This window comes from Rossellomorea sp. DA94 (assembly GCF_029834455.1).
GTDB classification, from domain to species: domain Bacteria; phylum Bacillota; class Bacilli; order Bacillales; family Bacillaceae_B; genus Rossellomorea; species Rossellomorea vietnamensis.
Genome location: NZ_CP122397.1, coordinates 4,524,628 through 4,551,592 on the forward strand (window position 1 = coordinate 4,524,628; position 26,965 = coordinate 4,551,592).

The following is a 26,965-nucleotide window of genomic DNA, read 5'->3' on the forward strand; positions in this document are numbered from 1 at the left end:
TTCATTTCTCTTGTTATTCAAATTGTATGAAATAATCAAAGGCAAAAAATCGTCTATTTGGGGTTGAACCTTATAGAAAATTAGATGTAGCACATTCTCAGCCTTTTGATGTATCCCAGCAAAAAACACGAACATTAACACTGGAAATATACTTTATATTCGTGTTACAATGAATTTGAAGATAATTAGAGCAGTGACTGGCGAAAATGTGGAATCAACCACGAGGGAGCTGCGAATTTTACAAAACATGAGCCATTAGCCGTTCGCCTGGGCAGAAGGCAAGGGGATACCCTTGCCTTTTTTTACTACTATCAGGAGGGATTGCAGTGGAACCACTAGTATTAGACGGGAAACTTGTTGCATCTGAAATTAAGGAAAGCCTGAAATCAAGAGTAGCTGCACTAAAGGAGAAGGGAATCACTCCGTGTCTTGCAACGGTGCTCGTGGGAGATGATCCATCTTCTGCCACGTACGTCAAGATGAAGGGTAATGCCTGTGCGAAGATCGGCATGGAATCAAGACGCATCCACCTTTCAAGAGAAACGACAACAGAAGAACTGCTTGACGTGATCGGGGAGCTGAATGACGACTCTTCCGTACATGGGATTCTCTTACAGCACCCGGTACCTCATCATATCGACGAACGTGCTGCCTTTGAAGCCATTTCCATTGAAAAGGATGTGGACGGGGTCACGAGCCTCGGGTTCGGTCAAAATTCATTGGGGTTCGGTGAATATCCATCCTGCACCCCGGCAGCCATCATGAGCATCATCGATTACTACGGAGTCTCCCTTGAAGGGAAACACGCCGTCGTGGTTGGAAGGAGTCCGATCCTTGGTAAACCCGTTTCCATGATGTTATTGAATCGGAATGCGACCGTAACGACATGTCATTCCTATACGGAAAATCTCCCTGACCTTTTGAGTACTGCCGACATTGTCGTGGCAGCTGTAGGCAAACCGAACTTCATTCAAGGGGAATGGGTAAAAGAAGGTGCTGTTGTCCTTGATGCCGGCTACAACAAGGGGAACGTCGGGGACATCGATTATGATGCGTGCTATGAAAAGGCAAGTGCTATCACACCCGTTCCAGGCGGAGTCGGTCCTGTCACGATTTCCATGCTACTAAAACAAACCGTTGAATCTGCAGAGAAAGATGCCCGTATTCTGCAGAATTCATAAAAACGCTCCATGAGAGACTGGCTTTAGCCGGTCTCTTTTTTTCTTTGTTCTTACTTATTTTTTCTTCAAATCGGGAGAGAATGGTAAGGAATAGAAAGCTAAAGGAGCGTTCATATGGATACACATCAACAAAATGCATTTTCCCACACACCGGAGCCTTACTGGAGAGAAACGACTAAACTCCCTGTATTTAAAAAGCTGGATCAAAATCTGAAAGTGGACGTAACCGTTGTCGGAGGTGGGATAGCAGGGATCACCACTGCTTACCTGTTGGCAAAAGGCGGGAAGAAGGTTGCCCTCATAGACGCCGATCACGTATTGAACGGCACGACAGGTCATACAACCGCCAAAATTTCGGCACAGCACGGATTGATTTATGATGAACTCATCCAACACTTTGGGGAAGAGTTCGCAAGGAAATATTATCTGTCCCAATCAAAGGCTATCCAGTTCATCAAGGACACCATTCACAACGAAAACATCGACTGTCATTTTTCAGAAGAAGACGCCTATGTGTATGCAACGACCGACCAATATGCTGAGAAGATCGAAAAGGAATATGAAGCGTATCAGAAGTTGGATATTTCAGGTGAGCTGACAGAAACTATCCCCTTCGACCTGGACATCAAAAAAGCGGTGATGATGAAAAAACAGGCTCAATTTCATCCCTTGAAGTATTTAAAAGCCTTAATCGATTCTTATACGGGATTGGGAGGCCAAATCTATGAAGGAACGGCTGCCAAGACGATCAATGAAGGAGATAGCACGCAGGTTGTGACCTCTGATGGTTATCATCTCGATAGTGAATATGTGGTCATCTGCTCCCACTTCCCCTTTTATGATGGCATGGGATTCTATTTTACGAAAATGCATGCAGAACGCTCGTACATCATCGGTGTGAAAGCCAAGAAGGATTATCCGGGAGGCATGTATATCAGCGCAGACGAACCAACTCGTTCCCTCCGTTATGAAGTGGATGAAAACGGTGAAAAACTCATCCTGATCGGCGGGGATAAGCATAAGACGGGGCAAGGAAAAGATACGATGGACCACTACAGGGCACTCGAGGCATTCGGGGAAGAGGTTGTCGGTGTAGAGGAAATAAAGTATCGCTGGTCCGCTCAGGACTTGATCACCCTTGATAAAGTGCCCTATATCGGAAAGCTGACAGAAAAGCACGCATCGATTTTTGTCGCAACTGGCTTTAATAAGTGGGGAATGACTTCCGGTACTCTAGCCGGCCAGATTCTCTCTGACCAGATCTTAGGAAATCATCACATTTATGCAGACATCTACTCACCTTCGAGATTTGTGGCTGACCCAAGTATCAAGCATTTTTTCAAGGAGAATCTCAATGTAGCCGGCGAGCTCATGAAAGGAAAACTCCAAATTCCATCTAAAAAGCCCGAGGACCTTGAGAAAGGGGAAGGCGATGTCGTCAATTTGAACGGGCGCCGATGTGGAGGATTCCGGGATGAAAACGGAAACCTGCATGTCGTGGACACTACATGTACCCATCTCGGATGCGAAACCGAGTGGAATCACGGAGACCACACCTGGGACTGCCCTTGTCACGGCTCACGCTTCTCCATTGACGGAGACGTCATCGAAGGCCCTGCCAAGAAACCCCTCACAAGGTTTGACGTGAACGATGGAGGGACGGACCTCTAGAGTATATGTGGTTTTTTGTCGAATATAGCCTGGGAAATAAACTGAAAAACCAAGGTATCTGACATATTTTGTCGCATGAGACAGAAGAATATTTCCTGCGTAACTCCTTAAACTATAGATGCTTGACTATTTAGGGAGGGATTCTGAATGGGACGCACGAAAAAAGGAAACCGCAATGCTCAAAGCAACACGAATGCTAAAAGAGGAAATCGCACGAGTTCCGAATTAGTCGAATTTACAACCGGGCAGGAAAACGCCAAGAAAAACCGACCACAAGAATAGGAACATCCGTCATAAATACAACACAACCGGAAGCAACGGGACATCGTCTGCTTCCGGTTGTGCTTTGTACAATGAGGATCCTCTTAAGCTAACCTGGGAGGCAGGCATGTCTTTATTTACGTTGAAACAATAACAGAAAATCGCCATATCCTTCCTCTTCAAGCTTTTCTTTAGGAATAAACCGCAAAGAGGCAGAGTTGATACAGTAACGAAGTTCTTTGGGACCCGGTCCGTCCGGAAAGACATGGCCAAGATGGGAATCCGCTTCCCTGCTCCTGACTTCCACCCGGGTAGTCCGATGGGAGAGATCGTATCGTTCGCTGACGCTTGCGTCCATGACCGGCTTTGTAAAGCTGGGCCATCCACAGCCGCTGTCATACTGGTCTTTCGACGTGAAGAGGGGTTCCCCTGACACAATATCCACGTATATTCCTTCTCTCGTGTTATTCCAGAACTCGTTTTCATATGGTGGCTCAGTCCCATTTTCCTGGGTGACGAAATATTGCATCTCTGTCAGCTGTTCTTTTAAATATGATCGATCCTTAGGCCAATATTTCTTCAGGAAATCCTCCCTGCTGCGTTTGTATAGCGTATATCGGAAAGCGTTTTTCTTGTGGAAATCCTGATGATAGTCTTCCGCAGGATAAAATTCCTTTGCGGGGAGGATTTCGGTCACAATAGGGTCTGCAAACCGTCCACTCTTCTCCAATTCACTTTTAGAGTCTACGGCAAGCCTTTTTTGATGATCATTGTGATAAAAGATCGCTGTCCGGTATGAGCTTCCCCGATCTTTGAATTGGCCTTCAGGATCGGTTGGGTCGATTTGTCTCCAGTAAAAGTCCAGGAGTTTCTCATACGGAAATAAGGCAGGATCAAATAGGATCTGCACTGCTTCATAATGACCCGTTTCGCCTGAGATCACTTCTTTATAGGTAGGATCGGGAGTCCGCCCTCCTGTATAGCCTGAAATGATCTCTTCGATTCCTTCCTGATTCTCAAAGGGTTCCACCATACACCAGAAACAGCCTCCTGCAAACGTGGCTTTCTCCATTTCAAAACACCTCCTTCGTTTCACGTGAAACATTGCTGTCGATCACCCTTCAAAGTACAGGTGGTAATGGGTCTGACATCCGGGATTAAAAGCGGACTGACAATGGGGGCAGACCGATTGGCAATTCATGTATTGTAAAATCGTTAACTCGTTATGGCATTCTCCGCACAGAATCGCTTTCGTATTCCACTCTTCCGGTGACCAGAGGATGGGATCATGATCCGCCACTTCTTTGTGACATGAGTGGCAAGGATAATAGGTGTTACAGCATTTGAATTTAATGGCGATGATATCCTTTGACGTTCGATAATGCTTACATTTTGTTTTAGAATCCACTTCTACGCCGGATACCGGGATCAGCTTTTCAGTCATGATCATTTCCTCCCCACTGTTATTCTTTGTTTATATTCCTATAAAAATCAAAACAGTTTACCTATTCATGCTAGTCTATTATTCTAACTGTACTATACAATGAATAGTAACAGAAAGGGAGGGGAAGATTCTTGAAGTTAATCGTGTTTGGAGCAACCGGCGGTACAGGTAAAGAAATTGTCAAGCAAGCTTTGGCTGAAGGCCATAAAGTCACAGCTTTTGTAAGAAACCCATCTAAACTAAATGGTGACGATCCACTATTGACCATTATTCAGGGAGATGCTTTAAACGCTAAAGCAGTGGAAGACGCATTAGCGGGACAGGAAGCCGTCATATCCTGTCTTGGTTCGGATGGATTGAAGGAAACCACCGTTCTTTCAGACATGACAAAAAATATCCTGACGGGAATGAACACCCACCACATTGAGCGTATCGCTTACGTAGCATCAGCCGGCATCCACAAAGAAATACCCGGCCTTCAAGGGAAACTGGCACAATTCATCCTACGTAATGTGCTGAAAGATCATAAGAATGCCGTAGAAGAAATAAAGAAACATGACGTTCGCTACACGATTGCAAGACCTATGCAATTGACCACCCAGCCCCTGTCAAAGACGTATCGTCAAGATGAAAATTCAATCCCGGACAAGGGACGTAAAATAGGCCGGGCAGATGTCGCTCACTTTCTATTACAAAGTGTCATTCAAGGGAAGCACATCAATGAATCTATTGGCTTAGCTTACTAAATAAGTAAAAAAGGGGCTCGGCATCCATCCATATGCCAGCCCCTTTCATCATGTATGCTCAAGTATTCCATTCAGATCACTATAGACAAAATCAGGCTTTACCCCAAGTTCATCCATTACCTTATCCTGACGGTTGATCCATGCCGTATTGAACCCAAAGTTGGCCGCTCCAGCAATATCCCACGGGTTTGAAGACATAAACAAAACCTCTTCCCTTTTGACGCCAAGCTTCTTAAGGACAAGCTGATAAGACATCGGAGTGGGTTTGAATTGTTTGATTTCATCCACTGTCAATACCTCATCCAGCAGGTGCCCGAATGAAGACTGCTCCACCAGTGGTGAGAGCATATCAAGGGAGCCATTTGAGAAGATGGCGGTTTGATAAGATTTCAGTTCCCCGAGTACACTCTCTACTTCCTCATAATGAGTCAATTCCAGATAAGCCTCCAACAACTCCTTCTCTTTGTCATCAGATAGATCGACTCCCACATGGACACATGCGTAATGCAGGGCATCCCTCGTGATGGAGTAAAATGTGGTATATGTTCCCATCAGCTGACGGAGAAAGCTATATTCCAATTGTTTCTGACGCCACACCTGACTGATTTCCTCCCCTTTATCCGGAAAGAGTTCATTACATTTTTCAATAACGGAATGGACATCGAATAAGGTACCATATGCATCGAACACAAACGCTTTTATCGTAAGATTTGACATACTTATCCTCCTAACAGATTCTCCTTATATAATAGACCATTTCCAACATCTTAAACTTCCACAAGCCCACCCGGACGAAGGCACATTCATTTTCAGTACGTCTTTGTTTGTGGTATAGTACTTCGAGCATCAATATCTATCATGGAGGTGGTCAAAAATGACTGGTGAACAACATGCTCAAGCATCTCCTTCACATACAAAGACGATTCTTTTTTTAAGTTTGACCATTTGGCTCGTGGTCATGAATACGACCATGTTCAATGTAGCCCTTCCGAATGTATTGAACGATTTCTCTTTGGCTCCTTCTGAAGGAGCATGGATCGTATCGGGGTATTCAATTGTACTTGCCATTTGTACCATTACGTATACCCGTTTAGCTGATTACATCCCTATCAAACGATTGCTCATCATTGGGATTACCATCTTCGGCATAGCCTCATTGACTGGCTTCTTTGCCAATACATTCGCATGGCTATTGCTTTCACGATTGTTTCAAGCGGCAGGGGCAGCAGCCATCCCTGGTCTATCCATGGTATTTGCCGGACGGTTTGTCCCCTTACAAAGGCGTGGAAGGGCCCTTGCGATGATCGCTTCCGCTTCTTCCCTTGGGTTTGGATTGGGTCCCGTTGTAGGTGGCGTTATCACGGATTACCTGAGTTGGAATTATTTATTCCTGATAACATTATGCGTACTTGGAATGATCCCCGTACTGTACCGCTTTCTACCAAATGAGACGACAAGAAAGGGATACTTTGATGTTTGGGGAGGATTTCTGACAGGAATTGGCATCACCTTCTTCCTGCTATTCATCTCAACGTTTCATTGGTACTACTTCGCAGGTGCCGTCGTTTTCTTCGGTGGATTATGGATCCGGATTCATAAGATTGAGATTCCCTTTATTCAGCCCAGCTTGATTCGGGATAAAGGCTACAGGCAAATTCTATATATGAGTTTCCTTGGGTTTGTCACTCATTTCGCCATCCTGATCGTCATGCCCCTGATGCTTCAGCATGTATTCGGCAAAAACCCGACGGCTGTCGGATTCATCATTTTCCCTGGAGCGATGCTGTCTGCAGTCGCAGCCATATTTGTAGGAAGACTAATCGACCGATACGGGAATATCAGAGTGATGTTTCTTGCTCATATTCTTCTGATCGTTTCGACTGTCCTTTTTTATCTCTTATCACCGCACAGTGAGTATATGATCATGTTAGCCTATATGTTTACAAGCTTCGGATTTTCCAGTCTTTCTTCAAGTTCGACAAACGAAGTGTCCCGTGTCATGAGCAAGGAATTGACTGCCTCAGGTATCGGGATGAAGCAGCTGATCCACTATGTCGGGAGCGCATCCGGTTCCGTCCTTGGCGGAATAATCGTGGAGATGGGAGGAGCAGATTTCCCGGTAAGCTCCTTTCAGAACACTTTCCTGGTTCTGATCGGACTCATGACGCTGTCTCTCTTACTCTTGCTTTTATATCGCAGACATGTTCATTCATCATAGGTAAGGAGTCCAGGCAGATTTTTCTGCCTGGATTTTTTTTGGACTTTTCCACCAGATCTTCATCTATGTGGATTCCCCTCATGCCATTAAGGGTATAGTAAGAAAAAACACAATAGAACAGGGGAATTCATTTGAAGACCAAGAAGAAGTGGTATAAAAAGAGAAGCTGGTGGATCGGCGGTGTTATCATTTTAATCCTGACGGTGGTCATGATATATAACCGCGTAAAGCCTTTGCCGAAAGGAATCTCCTACGCCAGCGACACCTATGCCATACCGGAAGAGGACGTGGAATTCTTATACGACCTCACCTATCAGAAGGATGGGAAAGAACGATATGATCAATCGATCTTTGATGAAGTCTATCAAACCATTGAAGAGGCAGACGATTTTCTTATTTTGGACTTATTCTTAGTTAATGGCTATACAAAGGGTGACCGTGATTATCCCAAGATCAGTGAAACATTATCCAGAAAGATTCAAGAACAGATGAAAAAGAAGCCCGACCTGAAAGTGGTCTTTATCAGTGATGTCGTTAACACGACTTACGGCTCCCATACAGCCAAACAAATTGAACCTTTAGAAAAACTCGGTGCTGAAGTGGTCTTTACCGACTTAAATCGTCTTAGAGATCCCAACCTCTTATATTCCGGTGTGTGGAGGACCGCCTTTGGCTGGTTTGGGCAGGAAGGTACCGGCTGGCTGCCCAATCCCATGGCACCCTCCGCACCTAAGGTAACAATGAGGTCATATTTGAAACTATTGAATGTCAAAGCGAATCACCGGAAAATCGTCATAACGGAAAAAGCCGGACTCATCCTGTCCGCCAATCCCCATGACGCCAGTGGTTTCCACTCGAATATCGCATTCAAGGTAAAAGGAGACATCCTGAAGGATATGGTAAAAGCCGAAAAAGCGGTTGCGGCTTTTTCAGACGGAAATGTGGATGCCTTCCCTACTGAAGAAGAGGTCAATGATTCCGTCAAAGCCCTTCCACCCGGCGAGTCGACTGTCAACGCTCAGATCCTGACGGAAAGAGAAATTCAAAAAGGGGTGGTAAAGGCATTAGATGACGCGGAAAAAGGAGACGAAGCCTGGATCGGCATGTTTTATCTGGCGGACCGGGATATCATCGACGCCATTGAAGATGCGGCAGAACGCGAAGTGGATATTCGTTTAGTCCTGGATCCGAACCAGAACGCCTTTGGACAAGAAAAAATCGGACTTCCTAACCTGCCCATCGCAGCCGAGCTTCACAAACTGGAGAACGAACATATCACCATCAGATGGTATAACACAAATAAAGAGCAATATCACACGAAATTCATTTATGTAAAAGGGGAAAAGCAAAGTACGGTAATTGGAGGATCGGGCAATTATACGTCCCGAAATCTGGATGATTATAACCTGGAAGAAAACGTGAAACTGACGGCCCCGACAGACAGTAAAACTATAAAGGAAGTCGATGACTATTTCGACCGGATTTGGAACAACAAGAACGGGACATACACTGTGGACTATGAAAAATACCAGGATAAGCTGCCGGCTGTAAAGTATGTTATGTATATCCTCCAGAAAATTTTTCAAGTGACAACATATTAGGTTTTGACATTTGAAAAAAGGGGAAATTACCTTATAACAACACAAAAACATTACATGGAGGTAAGAAAAAATGGGTATTATCTTGTACTTAATTGTTGGTGGAATCATCGGTTGGTTAGCTGGTCTCATTTTAGGTAAAAACGTCCCTGGTGGAATCATCGGAAACATCATTGCAGGTATCATCGGTGCCTGGATCGGTGGGGAACTTCTTGGAAGCTTCGGACCGTCCCTTGCAGGAATCGCTATCATCCCGGCATTACTGGGAGCGATCATCTTCGTATTCCTATTAAGCTTACTTCTAAGAGGAATGAGAAGAACGTCTCATTAAGAATACTAAAAACCCCTGGATTCCCAGGGGTTTTTTATTTGTGCCAAAATGACATAAAAAAACAGCCCATGCAGGCTGTCCTCTTAATACGTCATTGATTTCTTATGTCTCCTCTTATTCCGATACTTCTTGTAAATCGGGTAAATGATAGGTCCCCATTTGATCAGTCTTCCGATTAATCGTTTCATAAAGGTAACCTCCTTTGTATACGTATCTATACCCGAATAGGCAGAAAGAAAACATGTGCTAGAATGAAGGCATGACGAATAACGGGGTGTTCCACATGCATATTACAGAAGAACTAGCTTATCCAATCATAGCGAAATTGAAGACGATCGTACATTACAATATCAATATCATGAACGAGTCCGGCGTCATAGTTGCCAGTACAGATTCAACGCGCATGAATCAAGTTCACGAAGGGGCTCTTTATGTCCTTAAGCAGAAAAGTTCATTGATCATTTTTGAAAATGACCTGGATAAGTATCATGGTTCTAAAGAAGGCATTAACTTACCTATTGAGTTCATGGGAGAAATCATCGGGGTCGTTGGGGTGACCGGCTCCCCCCTGGAACTGGATCAGTTTGTGAAAATGTTGAAGGTCACCGTAGAAGTAATGCTTCAGCAGGTTCATTTCCACAATCAATTGCAGCACCAAAAAACATTGATGGATAATTGGCTGCTTGATTTAGTACACCCCCATTATTTTGATGAAAGAAAAAATGAAGCGTTCGCTCATCACTACATACATCTTGAAACCAGCCAACCTGTTCAAGTACTATTGGTACAGTTCACCAACTTATTCACCCACTCTACCACCAACATGCCTTTATCCATGGTCAAAGAAGATCTTCTGAAGAGAATAAAGCTTCAACTACCAAAGCTTCACTTTCAATCTTTTATCAACGACTCCCACTGCGTCGTCGGGATCCCTGCAAGCGTCTGCCCCACTAAGGGTGAAGTCATCACTTTGGCCAAGCGTTTGCAGCGGCATTTACAGGAGAAGGCTTTCATTGTAAAAACAGCAATCGGTCATGTCTACCCAGGCGTCGTCGGGTATAGAAAATCGTATTTGGAAGCACACAGTTCCCTGGAATTACAAGAAAGCTTCCCTCAGTTTTCCGATCATATTCATATACAGGATTGGGGCATCATGGATTTTATCAAGCGCATCCCCCTCGAGATTCGCCAAGAGTTTATGAATCGCTATCGTGAGCAGACTTTTCAGCTAAGCGACACCTTGCGACATACCCTTCAACGTTTGTTTGACTGCCAATTGAACATGAAAGAAACGGCGAACGCTTTACATATTCACCGGAATACCCTTCTTTACCGGCTTGAGAGTGTCGAAGAACTGACGGGTCTTAGCCCCAGAACATTTGATGACGCAATGATACTGCGTTTTATCTTATTGATTGATGACATGAATAAAGAATAATAGAAAAATGATTGTGCACATGCACAATCATTTTTATTTTCGCCCGGAAATGTTTAGGAGAATTCACATTGTAACCGCTTTCTTCACTTGGTTAAATAGAGTAATAGATTATATTTTCTGAAAAAGGAGCCGCTATGAATATTCTTATTGCCCCCGATTCATTTAAAGGTAGTTTAAGCTCTTTAAAGGTTGGAGCCATTATGGAGAAAGCCTTTCTGGATGAATCAACAAGCTTTCAAACGAACGTCATCCCCATGGCTGATGGAGGGGAAGGGACTTTGGATACCCTCTTTTACGCAACTGGAGGGGAGAAAGTACCTGTAACAGCCACCGGTCCTTTAGGGGAAAAGGTCTCTACTGTATATGGTGTTTTAGGAGATAAGAAAACAGCTGTCATTGAAATAGCTTCCATCGCCGGGTTACCTATGGTGCCTGGTGAAAAACGCAATCCATACCATACCACTTCCTTTGGCATCGGAGAAGTCATTACAACAGCGATGGATGACGGGTTCCGAACGTTCATTATTGCCCTGGGCGGCAGTTCGACGAATGATGGTGGATTCGGCATGCTTCAAGCACTCGGCGTTACCTTTCAGGATGAAGGCGGAAACGCTGTCGGGCCATTTGGAAAGGATCTTGAGTCCATTGCAAAGGTGGACTGGAGCACCCTCCATCCCCTAGTAAAAGAATGTACCTTTCACATTGCTTCCGATGTTGAAAATCCTTTGTGTGGAAAGACAGGGGCATCTCATGTATTCGGCCCACAAAAAGGGGCCACCGAGGAACAGGTGAAGGAGCTTGATCAACAACTATATCACTATAGTCTATTGCTTCAAGAAGAAAAAGGAGTTGATTTTCAACACACGAGCGGTGCCGGAGCAGCCGGAGGACTCGGTTTTGCCTTCTTGCATCTGGATGGAAAGATTGAATCAGGAGCAAAGCTGGTTGCTGAAGCGACGAAGCTTCCAGATGCCATTCGTCAGGCTGATTGGGTCCTCACCGGGGAAGGTCAGAGCGATTATCAAACATTGTTTGGAAAACTCCCTTCTTATATCGCAGCCATCGCAAAACAACTCCATACTCCCGTATCTCTTATCGCAGGGAGTTTAGGAGAGGGGTATCAACAATTATACGACAATTTCTCCAGCTGTCATTCCATTAGTATCGGTCCGATGGCTTTAGAGGAGAGCATCAGTCGAGCAGAAGAACTGCTTTACCATGAAACAAGGAATATCGCACGAATTTTACATTTAACAAAGGGATAAACATAAAGGGGGAAATTCTCATGTCAGGAATTTGGTTATTTACGGTCATTGTCCTAGGGGTAGGATTTATCATTTTCACAACGGCAAAATTAAAGCTTCAGCCCTTTCTATCATTATTGTTTGCCGCTTTCTTAGTCGGTATCTTTGCAGGCTTGCCACTGGATACGGTTGTAGAGGCTGTCAACGGCGGGTTCGGAGGATTAATGGGGTATATCGGGATCGTCATCGTAGCAGGTACCATTATCGGGACGATTTTAGAGAAATCCGGTGCCGCTCTCAGGATGGCAGAAGTGGTTCTTCGATTAGTAGGGGAAAAAAGACCACAGCTGGCTATGTCCTTGATTGGGGCCATCGTCAGTATCCCCGTCTTCTGTGACTCCGGATACGTGATTCTCTCAAGCCTCAAAAAAGCATTGGCCAAACGGGCAAAAGTGGCTCTTGCCTCCATGTCTGTTGCACTTGCCACTGGGCTTTATGCCACCCATACCCTCGTGCCGCCGACTCCGGGTCCCATTGCCGCAGCCGGGAACATCGGTGCAAGTGACTATTTGGGAACCATTATTTTAATCGGGATGATTGTAGCCATCCCTACGATTCTGGCAGGTTACCTGTGGGCTGTTAAGGTCGCAAATAAAATTGAGATCGAGGGAGAAGATGAGCTCGATCTGGATTATGACGAGATCGTCAAATCCTTTGGGGAGCTTCCTTCAACGTTTAAATCTTTTGCCCCGATTGTCCTTCCGATACTCTTGATCGGTACAGGATCCGTCGTCAGCTTCTTCCAGTGGAAAGGCGGAGCCGCAGATGTTCTCTTATTCATCGGTTCACCCGTCGTTGCTTTACTGATTGGTGTCCTTGCTGCATTTGCCCTTCTGCCAAAATGGGATGAAGAAACCCTTAATGGCTGGGTGAGTCAGGGAATGAAGGATGCTACCAATATCTTATTGATCACAGGTGCGGGAGGAGCATTCGGTTCCGTCATTAAGGCGACTCCCGTTGCAGAGTTGATTCAAGGGATTGCAGACGGAGGATTACTTTCCGGTGCCCTCGTCCTCTTGATTCCATTTATTGTGGCAGCTCTATTGAAATCAGCTCAGGGATCTTCAACCGCTGCCCTTGTCATTACCTCTTCCCTGATTGCTCCTCTCCTCCCACAAATGGGGATTGACGGTGCCGTACCCCTCGCGTTAGTTGTCATGGCCATCGGTGCAGGAGCCATGACGGTCAGCCATGTCAATGACAGCTACTTCTGGGTTGTCACGCAATTCAGCGGCATGAAGGTCACAGATGCCTATAAGGCACAGACTGCCGCCACGCTGGTTCAAGGTTTAACGGCTCTTGTTTTCACTTTACTTCTTTGGGTCATCCTTGTGTAACTACCATCATAAAAAAATCTCCTTTCCTTCAATAACCGGAAAGGAGATTTTTGTCGAATCCGGTAAATCCTCCCCGGGAAATAATTCCTTGTCGAGGGTTAAACAGACAAAAAAGCAGCCTGGTACTGTACCTGGCTGCTTTTTTGTACTATTTACTACTTTTCGATTCTGATATCTTTCCTAAAAAGAATCCATCGATTTCATTTAGTTTCCCACGCCACATGATCTTCCCTTTTGAAGGGGTCGGTTTGCTGTCACCACAATACACCTTTGCGTTCTTCAGGTGAATAAAGTGGGCTTCAGGACTTTGGTTTTCTTGTACAGATTCCCCGGCTTTGGCAAGCTCCTCACTCAGCTTCTGAGCTATATCACTGCCATCCTCAAAGGTTTCACTCAATGAATCGAAGTATTCCTTTGCGGAGACGAGGGTGCCTGTTACGACAGCTCCCTTGACGTTTAACGTGATGTCTAATGAAAAATCATGCTTATTTGATGCCTGTACAAAAAATTCTAAGATGCTATCCTTCCCTGTACCTGATTCTACACTCATTTTCACATCTCCTTTATCGTTAAGCTACAGTATCATCTTCGGTAGAGAGTGTTGTATCTTCGTCTTGATCTTCTTTATCATCATCTTTTTTTGCAGATTTTTTACTTTTAGCTGAAGACTTGCGAGTAGAACGCTTCTTTCCTTTTGAACCGGATTTGCCGTTTGTTTTCTTCTTGCCTGAAGCTTCTTCCTCATCTTCGCCATCTTCATCGTCGTCTGCGTTTTCATCTTCATCGGTATCTTCGTCTTCCTCGTCGTCTTCCTCGTCATCAGACGCTTCTTCTTTAGACTTTTTAGACGATTTCTTATTTGAAGAAGTTTCTTCTTTTTCTTCTTCATCTTCCTCTTCGTCGCTATCGTCTTCACGTGCTGCGGCAATTTGATTCATTTTTTCTTCTAATTGCTGCAGGCGGTTCTGAAGCTCTTCATTTTCCTGTTTAAGAGCTTCATAGTCTTGGTTCGACTCTTCTTCCTGGGTGTTCGTTTCTGTTGAATTTACGGCCGTTTCTGTGTCTTCTGAAGCTTCTTCCTCTTTATCACGTTTAAACAGGTTGGCTGTTGACGATTTTAACGTGACAGCGGCTTTTCTGGATCTTTCCTTTGCCGCTTTCCCGAAGTCCAGGCTTTTGCTTTTGATTTTCTCCTGATCAATACGGTCCAGAAGTTTTTTTCCGTTTTCGGGTGTTGCCAGATATCCTACCGTTGCTCCCAATAGACTCCCAGCTACAGTTCTCTTGATTGGGCCACTTCTTCTTGTTTTGTTCTCATTTGTTGAATTCTTTTCTGTTGAATTTTTTTCCTGTCCTTGATTCTCAATTGTTGTGTTTTGCGTATTATTTTTTTCTGCCATCGGTAAAACCTCCAATTAGTTTGTTGTTTCCGCCGTATTAAGACGGTTTGTATCCAGTTTCTTTTCAAGTGATTCCAGTCGTTCCTGTAATTTCTTATTTTCCTCTTCCAGTGCTCTCGTGTTGTTATCTGCGGCTTTGGAACTTAAGTAAGGATCATTTTCCCACCAGTCCATACCTATTTCTTTTGCTTTATCTACAGAAGCAACGATTAAGCGGATCTTTATCGTAAGCAGCTCGACATCGGCGATTCCCACCGTAATATCTCCTGCTACGACAACTCCTTTATCTAAAATCTTTTCTAATACATCCACGATTGTGTTGGATTGTACTGGATGCTCCATTCCCATCATGTAACCTCCCTAATCGGCATTACATTAAACTCCCTAAAGGACCAAGATCTATATTCAAGTCTTCTGCATCAAGACCAAATACCTCTTTCAACTCTTCCATTTTTTCTTCTAAGTTCATTAGGGCAATGCCCAGATTCTCCACTTGTTCATCCGTTAATGTACCGCCTTCGACACGCCGCATGGCATGCCTTTCGACGATTTGCCTTAATAGTTCTACAACGGTCAATACAAGCTGTGCCAGTCCTTGTTCTGCTTTTTCCGGGTCGAAATTAATTCGCCCATTTGTCCCGCTGGCCTGTTGCATGAATCAATCCCTCCCTTTCTTGATCGAATTGATCGGACGTTACCGTTTTGCGCGTTCCCTGTTTATGCTGAACCAATGTTTCAACAGAGGAAATCAGCACTCGCAAATCCAGATACACGAGGTCGACCCCGGCAATGGATATAATCAAATCTCCCTTGATTGCCACACCTTTATCGAGAATGACATCTAAAATATCAATTAGGGCTATATCTTTGTTCTCGATCGATTCTCTGACTGTCATATTTCTCATTCCTTATTTTGTGATTAAGAAAAACTAGAAAAATGATAAGGTGGCCAAGGACCGGATGCTTCAATTTTCCAACCTGCGTGTCCCAGTTCTTCTTCGTATTGCTTTATTTCATCGACAAATTCATCTACTTTGGCTCCTCGAAGGAGAAATACACTATTCCACGCCATATGTTCCTGTCGGCCTGTTACATCTTTACTCCAATTCTTTTTGACATTCCCATGTAGAGAATGTTCTTTCAGCTTTTCATGGACCTCTTCACAAAGCCGGTTCTTTTCGTTTTCAAGTTCCCGATCAATCAGCTGATCGATTTTTTTCTTTTCAAAGAACTGCCTGCCCTTTGGTAATTCGCTGATTTCTTTCCTTTTGGCTTCGATGGATGGATTGTTCTCACTAACCTGTTCTTTCAGCAGCTTATCGTCACAGTAGATCTTGACGTTCCACTCTTCGTTTCCATCCAGCTGTTCAAAAGTCGTCTCCAGCTTATTTCGATTACCTTCTATTGTGGACTTGAGGCTATCTTCGTTTTTATATAATGTACAGAACTTCAAGGGGACGATGGTATACAACCTTGAAACCATCAATACCGTTTCGTGATGATGAAACGCCTTTTCCTGAAGCCAGTCCATGTCGTTATCAACTTTGTCCTTTATGGTCTCTTCAGAGTATTCATTTGATGGTAAATCACAAACAATGGCTGTCACGTCACCGATTTCTATCGTGTACAGCTCACTTTCTCCATCGAATCCTTTCATGGAGGGCAGGTTTTCTTTATTTGCTTCGTTTGTCGGTATTAAGCCGTATAAATAAAGTAAATCGCTCATTTGATCACCCTTGTTTCTTTTTCGTTAGTTCTTCCCATTGTTCCATTTCCATCTGTTTCGCGATTTCATACCTTGTTAAGAGTTCATCTTCTTTTTCCTGGAATGCTTCCTCAGGAATTTCTCCTAATTCATACATCATTTGAAGCTGAATCAATTTTTGCTGAATGGTAGGAAGGTCGTACAATTCTTTGTCTGCTTCTTCTTTGATTTTTTCAGCGACTTTTATGACCATATTAATTGGTGCACTCACCAATTTATGAATCATCAGCCTTCCTCAACCTTCAGGCGTATGTTGACAAAGTTGTAAGCCGGCCAAGGACCGCTGTAATTAAATTCGACCTTATCCTTCCATTTTTCGTGTGCTTCATTTACCTTTTGATCGAATGACTCTTCCTGATCCCGGTCAATTAAGAAAGAAGCGTTAAGAAGCATTTTCTCACTTGATGGATCGTTAGCTTTTGCCGATACTGCCTCTTCCTCAAGAGGTGCAAACACTTCTTCCTTAATCTCACTTTGCAGGGAGGCAAATAACTTCTGAGCCATTCCGCCAAGCTGAATCCGGTCATAATACGCTGCGGATTCAGATTTCCCTTTAACGGCTGTGGCCATTTTTTCTACTTGAGGGTTATCTTTTACCATGGCTTCTAGCCATTCCTTTTTACCGATAACCTTTAAGCCCAGCTCGATTTTCCCTTTAATTGCCGGGAAAAGAGTTTCGAACTGCGGATAAAGGTTTTCAAGCAGGGCTTCTACATCGTCCCTTGTTTTAAAAACATTTCCGAAGCTGATCGGGATGACGGTATCCTTTTGTTCCATGACACGGGATACAGCTCCCTGATGCATCAGTAAATTCTGCTTCTTAGGATGATAAATTTTCATAGGCACTTCTGCTGCTACCATCGCTGCGTCCTTATATCTGATCGTGAACGTCTCACGTTCTTCGCCTTCTATTTCAATCGAACCAAATTGATCATCATCATTGGTTTGTATGGCACAAAAAATATAAATTCCCATTTCTTCCTGACTCATCATAAAATTCTCCTTTATTCCTCAGATACCTTCATTCGTTTACATGCATCTATAATGAATTGTTCTGCTTTTTCTTGTGGGTTTTCTTCGTCGATACATCGACTTATACTATGTGCTGCTATATCAATACATAGACGTTGAAAATCTTTATCCTTACCGTCTATGGGAATGTCTGATTCAATGGCGAGTCTTGCAATCATCAAGGAAGCACGCAAGCTCGGTCCGTTCATTTCATTTGTACATTGATCGCGTAATGTGGAGATGAGTGTCGTGATTGCTCTTGCTTCACTCATAACCAGGTTAGCTTTTTCTGATACTATCTTCGCCTCTTGTTCCGGTCCCTTGTAATCTACGTTTATTGTGATTAACCGATCCAACAGAGCATCCTGTGTTTGATAAACCCCTGCATACTCTGCAGGATTACTAGTAAATATGATGGCAAATTCCGGATGTACTCTAATAAAAGGCTCTGTCTGCTTCGAACCGTACAAAGGAATGATTCCTTCTTCCAAAATGGATAGGAAGATATTATTGGTCGTCGGCTGTGATCGTGTGAATTCGTCATATACAAGGGTATAACCATTCTTAACGGCTTCCAGTAAACGTCCATCTCTCCATGTCTCTGTGACGCTTTCGTCCTTTTTATAAACGGATCGTACATATTGATCAACGACCTTTTTACTTGTATAACCGGTAAAATCACCGATTAAGTCTTTATTATTCAATTCGTGATTACCGTGCATGAGCATCACCGGTCTTTTTCTCTTTTTCGCCAATGCGAGTGCAAGAGATGTTTTCCCGGCACCGGAAGGACCCGTGAAATGCACAGGATATCCAGCTTTAAGGTATTGCAATGAGCGCGAAAGCAATTCTTTCGTTTCATCATCTTGTATTAATGCCCTGCTATCCTTTTTGATCCGTTTTGTTAAGACCGTCACGTACAATTCCCTCCTACTCGCTCAGGACCCTACATTTCCTGTCCAATGGCACTTCTGTAACGGATATCCCGCCGTTTAAATGACGTGACTTCCTTTTCTTTATTAAGGAGAACATCATATGTTCCAAGCATTTCGTCTTTCGCATATTTCTTCATATATTCCTTTTCTTCGATTACTTCGACTTGCAGTTTCCAGCCTTCGTCTTCTGTCAGTTCCACTGACGTGATCTTATGGACCGGAGCTACATGTTCATTGAAGAAATCCGTGACACTATTCATGATTTCTTTGATTACCATAGTCGCCTCCTACTGTAGATGAAGGGGAGGGTGCCGATAACGGCCCCCTTCATACACATTTCTTTTTACCGACACTCCATTTAGATGCTGAACTGGGAGCTTCTTTCGTTCTGCTGCGTAGCAAGACCGTTTTCTTCGACGTCATCCCGTAAGAGGCCTACTGCCTCTGCATAACGCAACCATGTATCGACGCTGGCGATGACGACCCTTGCTTCAACGGTCAATATTTCGATTCCAACGACAGATACCCTTGCAAATGCATCGATGACGATCCCTTTGTCTAGAATTCGGTCGATGACTTCTGCTAAACTTGAACTGTTATTACTCTTTTGAATAGCCAATTGTTATTCTCCTTCCGGTGTCTAAGAACAAATCGTCTTAATATCTTTTGAAGATTTAATATTTTCTGAACTTTTTATTTCGGTGGAACTCTTAATATTAAAGGAGCTCTTAATATCACTTGCTCCCTTGATCTTTCCTACGCCTTTGATTTTTGTTCCGTTGTCATTCGATGCAGAGATCTTCTCTTGAAACTCTTCTCCTGCTTCTTTTGCCTTTCCTAACTTTTCCCGTACGGAAAGCAGGACATCCTGGACTTTTTCCTTTGCTTCTTCTGCTTTGGTATGAACATTATCGGCGTTTTTCTCTTTTGCGTTCTCTAATTTTTGTGATGCTTCGTTAGCTTTTGATTGGAGGCCGTCCTCCACACCATTTACAAAGGTTTCTTTCGCTTTCTCTTTCAACTTATCTTTCACGGGTTCCGGAGCATGGTCGTATGCTTTTTTAGCCATCTTGCCGACTACTTTTTTTACAGGCTTACTCATGTAATGCCCCCTTCAGGGATGCGATTATTTCTTAGAATCAACCAGGCTGTTTAACATTTCCTCGATGCGTTCTAAACGCTCATTCAGATTCTTGTTCTCTTCTTTGATCTCTTCTAATTCTTCTGATTGATTGGAAGAACTTTTACTTTTTTCAGCTTTAGCATCTGAGTTTTCCGATACCTCTTCTTTTTTCTTTTTTGGTGACAGCAAGCCACCTTCCAGTTTGCTCATATATCCGGTAGCGGATTGTCTTAGGGTAATGATGGCCTGCTCTGTCAAAAATTCCTGTGCTGATCTTCGAAGTTCTTTACTTGCGGCTTTCATCACTTCTGACTTCCCTAAACTGTCTACCATTTTCTTACCTGTACCTGGATTCGAAAGTAATCCGATACCCGCTCCGACTACCCCACCGATAATCGCGTAATTCATGGATTGTCTGTTTTCAGCTGACTGCTCTTCATTCTCTTCCGTATTTTTCGTTTCTTCTGCTTGTTGACTGCTTTTCACTTCTGACATATTCATCCTCTTTTCTATTAAATAGTAAAACTATATTTTATTTACTTGTTTATATGCTGAATGCTGTCCCTCTTTCATTCTCCTGCTTGGCGAGACCTTCTTCCTGGACCTCGTCTCTTAATAGTCCAACTGCTTCTGCATATCGTAACCATGTATCCACACTTGCGATTACGACCCGCGCTTCTATAGTAAGAATCTCTATCCCTACTAAGGAAACCCTTGCAAACGCATCAATGACGATTCCTTTATCCAGGATTCTATCAATTACTTCTGCGAGACTTGAGCTATCATTACTTTTTTGAATACTCATCGAATCTCTCCTCTTTAGTGGTGTAGCCAACGACTGACGTGCCATGTTTTATTCTGTTTAACCGGTGTTTACCTCGATTTCCACCTCCCCTAAACTAGGTCATGGGAATCATTTGAAATAAACTGCCATTTTTTATACATGTTTTATTCCTCATATGACACCTTGTAACATTTCTCCCTTAGAGAAACATACCTTGTCGGGTTTCGAGTAGAAAATATAATTCAAATAAGACAAATTGATTACAGTTTTCAACTATTATAGGTGGTTGTATATAGAAGGGGAGTATGCTTTAAAATGAACTTTCAAAGAATTTCTCTTTCCTGCAGTCTGAGTAGGTAAAAAAAAGAACCTGAAGCATCAGGCTCTATGCCTTCCTTCAGGTTCTACCTTCATTTATTCATTTGGGCGAGGAAGTCGCCTAACAGGTCTTCCATTGACTCCTCTTCAGGCTCTTCACTGACGGTTTCATTCGGTTTCATTGCACTGTCCCAGTCGAAGTTGTCCAGTTCCTCATCTGTTGAGTGCGAACGCTCGTCCGTTACTTCTTCAAGGGTATCATCCATCACTTGATCAAGGGACCACTCTCGTCCCGTATCATGACTTGCTGCCGTTTCTTCCTGAAGATACAGTGCTTCATCGATATCCAATGAATTACTGCTTAAAGAAGCAAGAAGGGAGGCCGTTCGAACCGGGTTTGAAAGCAGCTGGTACACGATGCTGCCGAGCAGGGCTTCTGAGTGTTCATGCTTCAGCCAGTCACGCTGGGACTTGTCCAGTCCCTTCGGAAGGGGGATCGTAATCGCTTCCCGCCTCTTTGCAATCGAATCATTTACCCCGTTCAGGACAAGCTCTGCAATCTTACTGGAAAAATTCCGTTTTTCTTTTTCTTTGAGCTTTTGTAAATGTTTTAAAACATGGTCAGGTGTATCTGAGGGAAGCCGAAATGTGATCGGCTGTCCCCTCGACATCCCTTTTTCAGTCATACCATCACCCTATTTGGTTTTCGCTAATTTTTGATCTTCTTTCGGGGCTTGCTGCTTTTGCGTTTTTCTTGTGAAGTCGGCAATCAGCTTGTAGTAAGCGTTGGCCATCATCCAGATACTTTCCTTCTCATCTTCAAAGAAGTCGATGTTGTACCCATCAAGGTTATTGTTAAGCGTCTTGATGTACTCTTTAAGAACGCTTGAGCCGCCTCCGATGAAGTAACAAATTTCCGTCTGGGAGTTCTTTTGCCACATATTACGCAGGTGACGGTATTGCTTTTTAGCCAGTTCAAGCATGATTCGGTCCACGATATCATGGACGCTTGTGCGACTACCTTTTACCATAATATGATTGCGGTCATTTTTCTTCGTGATGATTTCGACCACATCACGGCGGCTGTCAAGCTCAATACCATGTTTTGAACGGATTTCCTCACGGATCAATTCCAGTGATTCAGATACACCCAGATTAAACCCTTGAGCTTTATCGTCGTCTACTTTACGATCTTTGATGACCGCGATATCTGTGGATAATCCACCGATATCCTGAATCAAGATACGCTTATCAATCAAATCTTTGTTGATAATATTTGAATTATTATCCATCACAAGGTTGATAAAAGCAGCGAATCCTTCTGGATAAACCTTTACTTCATCAAATTTAATATTTACTTTCATACCTTGATAGCGTGGAGTGACAAGGAATTCGACCTGATGAACCGAACCTAATAATCTTGAACGGTATCCAACGTCTTTTCCTTCCTTTACCTCACGTAGGGGAAGTCCTGTTCCAAGCGTATAGTTTGCTTCGACTACATTATTATTCTTTTTAAAATCCGATCCATTACGTGCTGCATCCAGAGCAATAGAAGCAAACAGCATGACCAATGTTTGATCCTCTTCTGATTTACTGCTTCCCGGATCCAATTCAGTCGAGTTATTGCTCTTTGTCGCAAGATTACCAACCCGGTAGATTGCATTATTGTCTTTCAGGGCAGGGGAGTGGACACGGATATGTATGCCGTCTAGTGGGTCTTGTGTATCCAGCTCCTCAATACCGATGATAGGACGGTCTTCAACATCCCTTGCGATGACGTTCGGAATATTTACCTCAGCGTCCAGTTTCCCAAAAATACCTTTTAAAGAATCATTTCCAACATCAATGGCTGCAATGCGAGAGTTCGTCATTAAAATCATCCTTTCATTCATGAGTAAGAATTTGTCAAAACATTTCAACTCTTACTCTCAGAGTATACAATTTCCTGTCTCCGGTCAATCCTACTTTTCTATCGATTATAGTAAGGGAGAGTCCGTTGACTTGTATACATTTTTGTATCGTTGTATACACTAATTGTACACATCCTTTAACAACAATATGTATACTTGTTTGTGTACATGTATACTTTTTTGTATACAATTGTGTACGTTTTTGTTTACATGTATACAAATTTGTAAACTTAATGTTTTTTACATATTTTTACTTGTAATTATGCTCTTTCTACTACGTTTTGAATCTAGGAAACTACCTTTTTATTACATTTTAAACAGATAAAAATTGAGGAGTGAAAATGAAGACATGTAAAAAATTGATCGGAAGATGGAGAGGAAGAAAAATGTGGATGAAAGAATGTATATATTTATAATGATTCAGTCGTTTAACGACTCGATAGAAAGATAAAAAAAGACATCGGCATTTTACACGCCGATGTCTTATCAGAAATAAAACGATTTATTGGGCCGTATACCCTCCGTCGATGACAACCGCTTGTCCTGTTACACTCTTTGCTTGATCACTGGACAGGAACATTGCGTAATCGGCAATTTCACTGACATCGAGCAAGCGTTTTTGAGGGACTAACGGGTAGATGACTTCTTCCAGTACTTTTTCTAAAGGAACGTTGCGCGTAGTGGCAATATCCTTCAATTGTCCTCTTACGAGTGGTGTATCAACATAACCTGGGCAAATGGAATTCACCGTGATGCCGTAAGGAGCCGACTCCAGAGCCGCCACTTTCGTCAATCCGATCACGCCGTGTTTTGCACTGTTGTAGGCAGCTTTTCCAGCAAAGCCCACTAAACCATTGATGGAAGAGACATTAATGATACGGCCAAACTTCTGTTCTTTCATGATTGGCAGAACGTGCTTGATCGCGATGAAAGGCGCGGTAAGCATGATTTTGATCATGAGCTCGAACTTACCTGTCGGAAATTCTTCAATCGGAGAGACATGTTGTAATCCGGCATTATTCACCAATACATCGATGCGTCCATATTGTTTATGGGCTGTGTCAATCATATTCTTGATATCTTCTTCACTAGTTACGTCAGCTTTAAGACCAATGGCTTCATACCCGAGACCTTTAAGTTTATCAGCAGCAGCTTTAACTCCCTCTTCGTTCAAATCTGTCAGTACCACTTTACTTCCTTTTTCAGCATAGGATTTACCTAATTCAAAGCCGATGCCGCTTGCTGAACCCGTAATTAAAACTACTTTATTTTCTACCATGTCAAAACACTCCTTTAATTTTAAATTAGTCCTATACTTGCCATGATGATTCCGGCTATGACGGCGATGGTAGGGATCACAAGACCCACAATAAACACATCTTTATAACAATCTTTATGCGTTACATTCGTAACCGCCAAGAGTGTCAATAATGCCCCGTTGTGAGGCAGGATCGATGCCCCGGAAGCAATGGAAGCCATGCGATGGAATGCTTCCGGACTGACTCCCGTTGATTGAGACAGTTGGTAATAGGTATCGCCCAGTGCCTGCATGGCAATCCCCATCCCCCCTGAAGCAGAACCGGTGATCATTGCAAGGATCTGTACAATCAAGGATTCCGAGATCAGTGGATTTGATGAGATCCCCAGCAGAAGGTCAGTGATGCGTTCGAAGTCCGGTACACTCGTTACGACTGCCCCGAACCCTACGGCCGCACTGGTGTTGATGATGGCCATCACAGAGCCCTTTGCCCCTTCATTGATGGAAGGGATGAATTTCTTATACCTGCTCACATTCATAAGGAGAATCAGAACAATCCCTGCCAGTAAAGAAGGGATGGCGTCCAATTTGATACCGTTCAATAACACGACAACCAAAAGTAATGGCAGCAAGGAGAAAATCCAATTGGGTAAAGCTTGTTGCTCTTCATTGGACCCTGCCCCTTGGCTGATTTCTTTAAATGTATCCCCGTTAGCAGCCATCTTCTTCTGCCTGCCTACGAGCCACAAGTATCCCCCGACAGCCATGATGAGTGACGAGACGACGCCCATCCATGAACCTGCCATCGGTGACGTATGGAACGTCTTCATCGGGATCAAGTTCTGTATTTGCGGTGTTCCCGGGACAGCCGTCATGGTGAACGTAAATGCCCCCAGCACGATCGTCGGTGCAATCAACTTCCTTGAGATATCCGCATTTCTGAATAATGCCAGAGCGATGGGATAGATGGCGAACACCACGACGAAGAGACTCACGCCACCATAAGTCAGTACGGCCGAAGCAACCAGCACCCCCAGAATGGCCCGCTTTTCCCCGATCATTTTCGTGATTTGATAAGCGACAGATTTTGCTGCCCCTGTATCTTCCATCAACTTTCCAAAAACGGCTCCCAGTAAGAAAATCGGAAACCACTGCTTGGCGAAATTCACGAATCCTGACATATACGTATCGGTATACGTATCCATCAGATCCATACCGCTCATGAGTGCCACAACGCCTGCGACAATCGGTGCAATCCATATAATGGACCATCCAAGATAAGCAAAGACCATCAACAAAATCAGGCCTATTAAAATACTAAACAACTTCTTTCCACCCTTCTAAAGAAAACAAAAAGAGAGGACACAATTTTGCACCACTCTTCCAACGTTTAAACAGTAAATTTTTTTGACGTAAGAAATTTTACTCTTCTCCTATAAATAAGTAAAATGAATTAAAACTATACTTATCATGCAATAAAGTTATAGATTGAAAAGGAGAGAAACCATTGGATATCCGACAGCTTACCTACTTCAATGAAGTGGCCAAATTCAAAAGTTTTACAAAGGCTTCAAATGTTCTTCACCTATCCCAGCCCACCCTCAGTAAGATGGTACGGAGCCTGGAAGATGAACTGGAGATGGAGCTGATTGACCGGTCCTCCCGTCAAATCGAACTGACTGAAGCGGGCGAAATCGTTTATGAACAGGGACAGGTCATCCTGGAATCCCTTGATCACTTATCGACTCATCTGTATGACTTAATGAACTTAAAGAAAGGAAAGATTAAAATCGGGATCCCACCGTTGATTGGATTTTTATTTTTCCCAAGCATCATAAAGGAATTTAAAACATTATATCCGGACATCCACATACAGCTAAACGAATATGGTGCCAATAAAGTGGAGGAAGAAGTGAGGGATGGGATGCTGGACCTTGGTGTGGTCGTCTTACCGATGGATGAAGAGCAATTTGATGTCGTCCCCTTCATTTCCGAGAAACATATGCTATTTGTCCACCACTCTCACCCACTGGCGGAAAAAGATTCGGTGGAAATGAACGAATTACATGATGAGGACTTCATCCTCTTCAGTGAAGACTTTGCCCTGCATGACAAAATCATTGAGGAATGCAGAAAAGCGGGATTTTATCCAAAGGTCGCCTATGAGAGTTCACAGTGGGATTTCATAGGGGAAATGATCGGGCAAAATCTTGGCATTTCCATTTTCCCACAATCCATTTCTAAGAAAGTGGACCAGGGAGTCGTCAAATCCATTCCCATCGTAAACCCGGTTGTTCCCTGGAACTTAGGGATCATCACGAAAAAAGGGCGATACGAATCGTTTGCGGTTCGTGAATTCAAGAAAATGCTGCATGATCGATAAAACCCATAACTATTTTGCATACATTCTATAAAATATATGTATTTTACGCATATATACTTACAGCGTTATAGTATTCCTGTAGCAACTTAGACAGGAGGAATGGAACATGAATCAAGACAGATATCAAAACGGGTTGGATAAACTGATGGAATATACACTGACTGATAATAAAGAAATCTCCACTCATCTCAAAATCTCTGAAGCACTGGAGGATATCGCTCCCGATGTGGGAAAATACATCATCGAATTTGCCTATGGTGAAATATATTCCAGGAAAGGATTGACGAATAAGCAGCGCGCCCTCGTCACCATTTCCTCCCTCGTGACACAAGGAACGGAGCCTCAGCTCGAGCTCCATATCAACACGGGGTTGACTGCTGGTTTAACAGAGGAAGAAATCGTTGAGAGCATGACACATTTAATTCCTTATACCGGTTTCCCTCGCGTCCTTAATGCCCTGACTGTTGCGAAAAAGGTATTCGCTATGCGCCGAGAAGAAAAACACTGATCAAAAAAAGAGACCTGAATGAATTATCAGTTCTCTTT

At 43.4% G+C, this 26,965-nt stretch carries 33 protein-coding genes and 1 riboswitch; of the genes, 12 read left to right on the plus strand and 21 right to left on the minus strand.

What is annotated here, in order from left to right:
- The first annotated feature begins 183 nt into the window (after positions 1 to 183).
- Positions 184 to 280, plus strand: a riboswitch (ZMP/ZTP riboswitch).
- 40 nt (positions 281 to 320) lie between these two features.
- The 3 genes from P8596_RS23315 to P8596_RS23325 all read left to right on the plus strand — a co-directional run bounded on the left by P8596_RS23315 (position 321) and on the right by P8596_RS23325 (position 3,134).
- Positions 321 to 1,181: a bifunctional 5,10-methylenetetrahydrofolate dehydrogenase/5,10-methenyltetrahydrofolate cyclohydrolase gene (locus P8596_RS23315; RefSeq protein WP_061811026.1), complete on the plus strand. Its 861-nt coding sequence runs from the start codon at positions 321 to 323 to the stop codon at positions 1,179 to 1,181.
- A 114-nt stretch (positions 1,182 to 1,295) separates the two neighbouring features.
- Complete coding sequence (locus P8596_RS23320; protein ID WP_279725390.1) at positions 1,296 to 2,852, plus strand: FAD-dependent oxidoreductase; 1,557 nt, start codon at positions 1,296 to 1,298, stop codon at positions 2,850 to 2,852.
- Between the two features lie 147 nt (positions 2,853 to 2,999).
- On the plus strand, positions 3,000 to 3,134 hold the full coding sequence (locus tag P8596_RS23325; RefSeq protein WP_256503940.1) for a hypothetical protein: 135 nt from the start codon (positions 3,000 to 3,002) through the stop codon (positions 3,132 to 3,134).
- Between the two features lie 112 nt (positions 3,135 to 3,246).
- On the opposite strand, the gene msrA is transcribed toward P8596_RS23325, so the two are convergent.
- Together msrA and P8596_RS23335 are read right to left on the minus strand one after the other, a co-directional pair.
- A complete protein-coding gene (msrA, locus tag P8596_RS23330; protein WP_279725392.1) occupies positions 3,247 to 4,218 on the minus strand; it encodes a peptide-methionine (S)-S-oxide reductase MsrA in 972 nt (323 codons plus the stop codon).
- Between the two features lie 9 nt (positions 4,219 to 4,227).
- On the minus strand, positions 4,228 to 4,557 hold the full coding sequence (locus P8596_RS23335; protein ID WP_254652678.1) for a CHY zinc finger protein: 330 nt from the start codon (positions 4,555 to 4,557) through the stop codon (positions 4,228 to 4,230).
- Positions 4,558 to 4,688: 131 nt separating this feature from the next.
- On the opposite strand from P8596_RS23335, the gene P8596_RS23340 reads away from it, so the two are divergent.
- Positions 4,689 to 5,303 carry an NAD(P)-dependent oxidoreductase gene (locus P8596_RS23340; RefSeq protein WP_254652679.1) on the plus strand — a complete coding sequence of 205 codons (615 nt, stop codon included), beginning with the start codon at positions 4,689 to 4,691 and terminating at the stop codon, positions 5,301 to 5,303.
- Between the two features lie 48 nt (positions 5,304 to 5,351).
- Here the strand turns inward: P8596_RS23340 and P8596_RS23345 are convergent, their stop codons facing one another.
- Positions 5,352 to 6,020, minus strand: coding sequence for a haloacid dehalogenase type II (locus tag P8596_RS23345; RefSeq protein ID WP_279725393.1), 669 nt, complete (start codon positions 6,018 to 6,020; stop codon positions 5,352 to 5,354).
- 157 nt (positions 6,021 to 6,177) lie between these two features.
- On the opposite strand from P8596_RS23345, the gene P8596_RS23350 reads away from it, so the two are divergent.
- The 6 genes from P8596_RS23350 to P8596_RS23375 all read left to right on the plus strand — a co-directional run bounded on the left by P8596_RS23350 (position 6,178) and on the right by P8596_RS23375 (position 13,529).
- Positions 6,178 to 7,521: an MFS transporter gene (locus P8596_RS23350; protein ID WP_279725394.1), complete on the plus strand. Its 1,344-nt coding sequence runs from the start codon at positions 6,178 to 6,180 to the stop codon at positions 7,519 to 7,521.
- A gap of 131 nt (positions 7,522 to 7,652) precedes the next feature.
- The gene (locus P8596_RS23355; RefSeq protein WP_279725395.1) at positions 7,653 to 9,122 is read left to right on the plus strand and encodes a phospholipase D family protein; all 1,470 of its coding nucleotides are present in this window, start codon (positions 7,653 to 7,655) and stop codon (positions 9,120 to 9,122) included.
- Between the two features lie 70 nt (positions 9,123 to 9,192).
- A complete protein-coding gene (locus P8596_RS23360; protein ID WP_034764945.1) occupies positions 9,193 to 9,450 on the plus strand; it encodes a GlsB/YeaQ/YmgE family stress response membrane protein in 258 nt (85 codons plus the stop codon).
- 283 nt (positions 9,451 to 9,733) lie between these two features.
- Positions 9,734 to 10,888, plus strand: coding sequence for a CdaR family transcriptional regulator (locus P8596_RS23365; RefSeq protein WP_254652683.1), 1,155 nt, complete (start codon positions 9,734 to 9,736; stop codon positions 10,886 to 10,888).
- 134 nt (positions 10,889 to 11,022) lie between these two features.
- The gene (locus P8596_RS23370) at positions 11,023 to 12,153 is read left to right on the plus strand and encodes a glycerate kinase (RefSeq protein ID WP_254652684.1); all 1,131 of its coding nucleotides are present in this window, start codon (positions 11,023 to 11,025) and stop codon (positions 12,151 to 12,153) included.
- A 20-nt stretch (positions 12,154 to 12,173) separates the two neighbouring features.
- Positions 12,174 to 13,529 carry a GntP family permease gene (locus P8596_RS23375; protein WP_279725396.1) on the plus strand — a complete coding sequence of 452 codons (1,356 nt, stop codon included), beginning with the start codon at positions 12,174 to 12,176 and terminating at the stop codon, positions 13,527 to 13,529.
- 148 nt (positions 13,530 to 13,677) lie between these two features.
- Here the strand turns inward: P8596_RS23375 and gvpU are convergent, their stop codons facing one another.
- From gvpU to P8596_RS23465, 18 genes are all read right to left on the minus strand, one after another.
- Complete coding sequence (gene gvpU, locus P8596_RS23380) at positions 13,678 to 14,079, minus strand: gas vesicle accessory protein GvpU (RefSeq protein WP_261749229.1); 402 nt, start codon at positions 14,077 to 14,079, stop codon at positions 13,678 to 13,680.
- A gap of 19 nt (positions 14,080 to 14,098) precedes the next feature.
- Entirely contained in the window at positions 14,099 to 14,929 is an 831-nt protein-coding gene (gvpT, locus tag P8596_RS23385) for a GvpT/GvpP family gas vesicle accessory protein (RefSeq protein ID WP_279725397.1), read from the minus strand.
- Between the two features lie 15 nt (positions 14,930 to 14,944).
- Positions 14,945 to 15,277, minus strand: a complete 333-nt coding sequence (locus P8596_RS23390) for a gas vesicle protein (RefSeq protein ID WP_034764928.1) — start codon at positions 15,275 to 15,277, stop codon at positions 14,945 to 14,947.
- A 22-nt stretch (positions 15,278 to 15,299) separates the two neighbouring features.
- Complete coding sequence (locus P8596_RS23395; RefSeq protein WP_034764925.1) at positions 15,300 to 15,584, minus strand: gas vesicle protein K; 285 nt, start codon at positions 15,582 to 15,584, stop codon at positions 15,300 to 15,302.
- Complete coding sequence (locus tag P8596_RS23400; protein WP_034764922.1) at positions 15,550 to 15,825, minus strand: gas vesicle protein; 276 nt, start codon at positions 15,823 to 15,825, stop codon at positions 15,550 to 15,552. The genes P8596_RS23395 and P8596_RS23400 overlap by 35 nt, the downstream gene beginning before the upstream one ends.
- Positions 15,826 to 15,848: 23 nt before the next feature.
- Positions 15,849 to 16,655: a GvpL/GvpF family gas vesicle protein gene (locus P8596_RS23405; protein WP_279725399.1), complete on the minus strand. Its 807-nt coding sequence runs from the start codon at positions 16,653 to 16,655 to the stop codon at positions 15,849 to 15,851.
- A 4-nt stretch (positions 16,656 to 16,659) separates the two neighbouring features.
- Positions 16,660 to 16,920, minus strand: a complete 261-nt coding sequence (locus P8596_RS23410; RefSeq protein ID WP_034764916.1) for a gas vesicle protein GvpG — start codon at positions 16,918 to 16,920, stop codon at positions 16,660 to 16,662.
- The gene (locus P8596_RS23415; protein WP_034764913.1) at positions 16,920 to 17,687 is read right to left on the minus strand and encodes a GvpL/GvpF family gas vesicle protein; all 768 of its coding nucleotides are present in this window, start codon (positions 17,685 to 17,687) and stop codon (positions 16,920 to 16,922) included. The genes P8596_RS23410 and P8596_RS23415 overlap by 1 nt, the downstream gene beginning before the upstream one ends.
- An 11-nt stretch (positions 17,688 to 17,698) precedes the next feature.
- Entirely contained in the window at positions 17,699 to 18,622 is a 924-nt protein-coding gene (gene gvpN / locus P8596_RS23420; protein ID WP_279725400.1) for a gas vesicle protein GvpN, read from the minus strand.
- A gap of 29 nt (positions 18,623 to 18,651) precedes the next feature.
- On the minus strand, positions 18,652 to 18,918 hold the full coding sequence (gene gvpO, locus P8596_RS23425) for a gas vesicle protein GvpO (protein ID WP_034764910.1): 267 nt from the start codon (positions 18,916 to 18,918) through the stop codon (positions 18,652 to 18,654).
- Positions 18,919 to 18,998: 80 nt separating this feature from the next.
- The gene (gvpJ, locus tag P8596_RS23430) at positions 18,999 to 19,259 is read right to left on the minus strand and encodes a gas vesicle protein GvpJ (protein WP_034764908.1); all 261 of its coding nucleotides are present in this window, start codon (positions 19,257 to 19,259) and stop codon (positions 18,999 to 19,001) included.
- A gap of 21 nt (positions 19,260 to 19,280) precedes the next feature.
- Positions 19,281 to 19,742: a gas vesicle protein GvpQ gene (gene gvpQ / locus P8596_RS23435; protein WP_254652689.1), complete on the minus strand. Its 462-nt coding sequence runs from the start codon at positions 19,740 to 19,742 to the stop codon at positions 19,281 to 19,283.
- 24 nt (positions 19,743 to 19,766) lie between these two features.
- Positions 19,767 to 20,258 carry a GvpT/GvpP family gas vesicle accessory protein gene (gene gvpT, locus P8596_RS23440; RefSeq protein ID WP_279725401.1) on the minus strand — a complete coding sequence of 164 codons (492 nt, stop codon included), beginning with the start codon at positions 20,256 to 20,258 and terminating at the stop codon, positions 19,767 to 19,769.
- 49 nt (positions 20,259 to 20,307) lie between these two features.
- Complete coding sequence (gene gvpA, locus P8596_RS23445) at positions 20,308 to 20,568, minus strand: gas vesicle structural protein GvpA (RefSeq protein ID WP_060674023.1); 261 nt, start codon at positions 20,566 to 20,568, stop codon at positions 20,308 to 20,310.
- A 389-nt stretch (positions 20,569 to 20,957) separates the two neighbouring features.
- The gene (locus P8596_RS23450; protein WP_279725402.1) at positions 20,958 to 21,551 is read right to left on the minus strand and encodes a hypothetical protein; all 594 of its coding nucleotides are present in this window, start codon (positions 21,549 to 21,551) and stop codon (positions 20,958 to 20,960) included.
- Positions 21,552 to 21,560: 9 nt separating this feature from the next.
- Positions 21,561 to 22,739 (minus strand): ParM/StbA family protein, encoded by a 1,179-nt coding sequence (locus tag P8596_RS23455; protein WP_254652692.1) that lies wholly within the window; start codon positions 22,737 to 22,739, stop codon positions 21,561 to 21,563.
- Between the two features lie 541 nt (positions 22,740 to 23,280).
- On the minus strand, positions 23,281 to 24,057 hold the full coding sequence (locus P8596_RS23460; protein ID WP_279725403.1) for a 3-hydroxybutyrate dehydrogenase: 777 nt from the start codon (positions 24,055 to 24,057) through the stop codon (positions 23,281 to 23,283).
- A gap of 20 nt (positions 24,058 to 24,077) precedes the next feature.
- Positions 24,078 to 25,361 carry a GntP family permease gene (locus tag P8596_RS23465; protein WP_279725405.1) on the minus strand — a complete coding sequence of 428 codons (1,284 nt, stop codon included), beginning with the start codon at positions 25,359 to 25,361 and terminating at the stop codon, positions 24,078 to 24,080.
- A 182-nt stretch (positions 25,362 to 25,543) separates the two neighbouring features.
- On the opposite strand from P8596_RS23465, the gene P8596_RS23470 reads away from it, so the two are divergent.
- Positions 25,544 to 26,419: a LysR family transcriptional regulator gene (locus tag P8596_RS23470; protein WP_279725406.1), complete on the plus strand. Its 876-nt coding sequence runs from the start codon at positions 25,544 to 25,546 to the stop codon at positions 26,417 to 26,419.
- Positions 26,420 to 26,525: 106 nt separating this feature from the next.
- Entirely contained in the window at positions 26,526 to 26,927 is a 402-nt protein-coding gene (locus P8596_RS23475; protein ID WP_224522469.1) for a carboxymuconolactone decarboxylase family protein, read from the plus strand.
- The last annotated feature ends 38 nt before the right edge of the window (positions 26,928 to 26,965 follow it).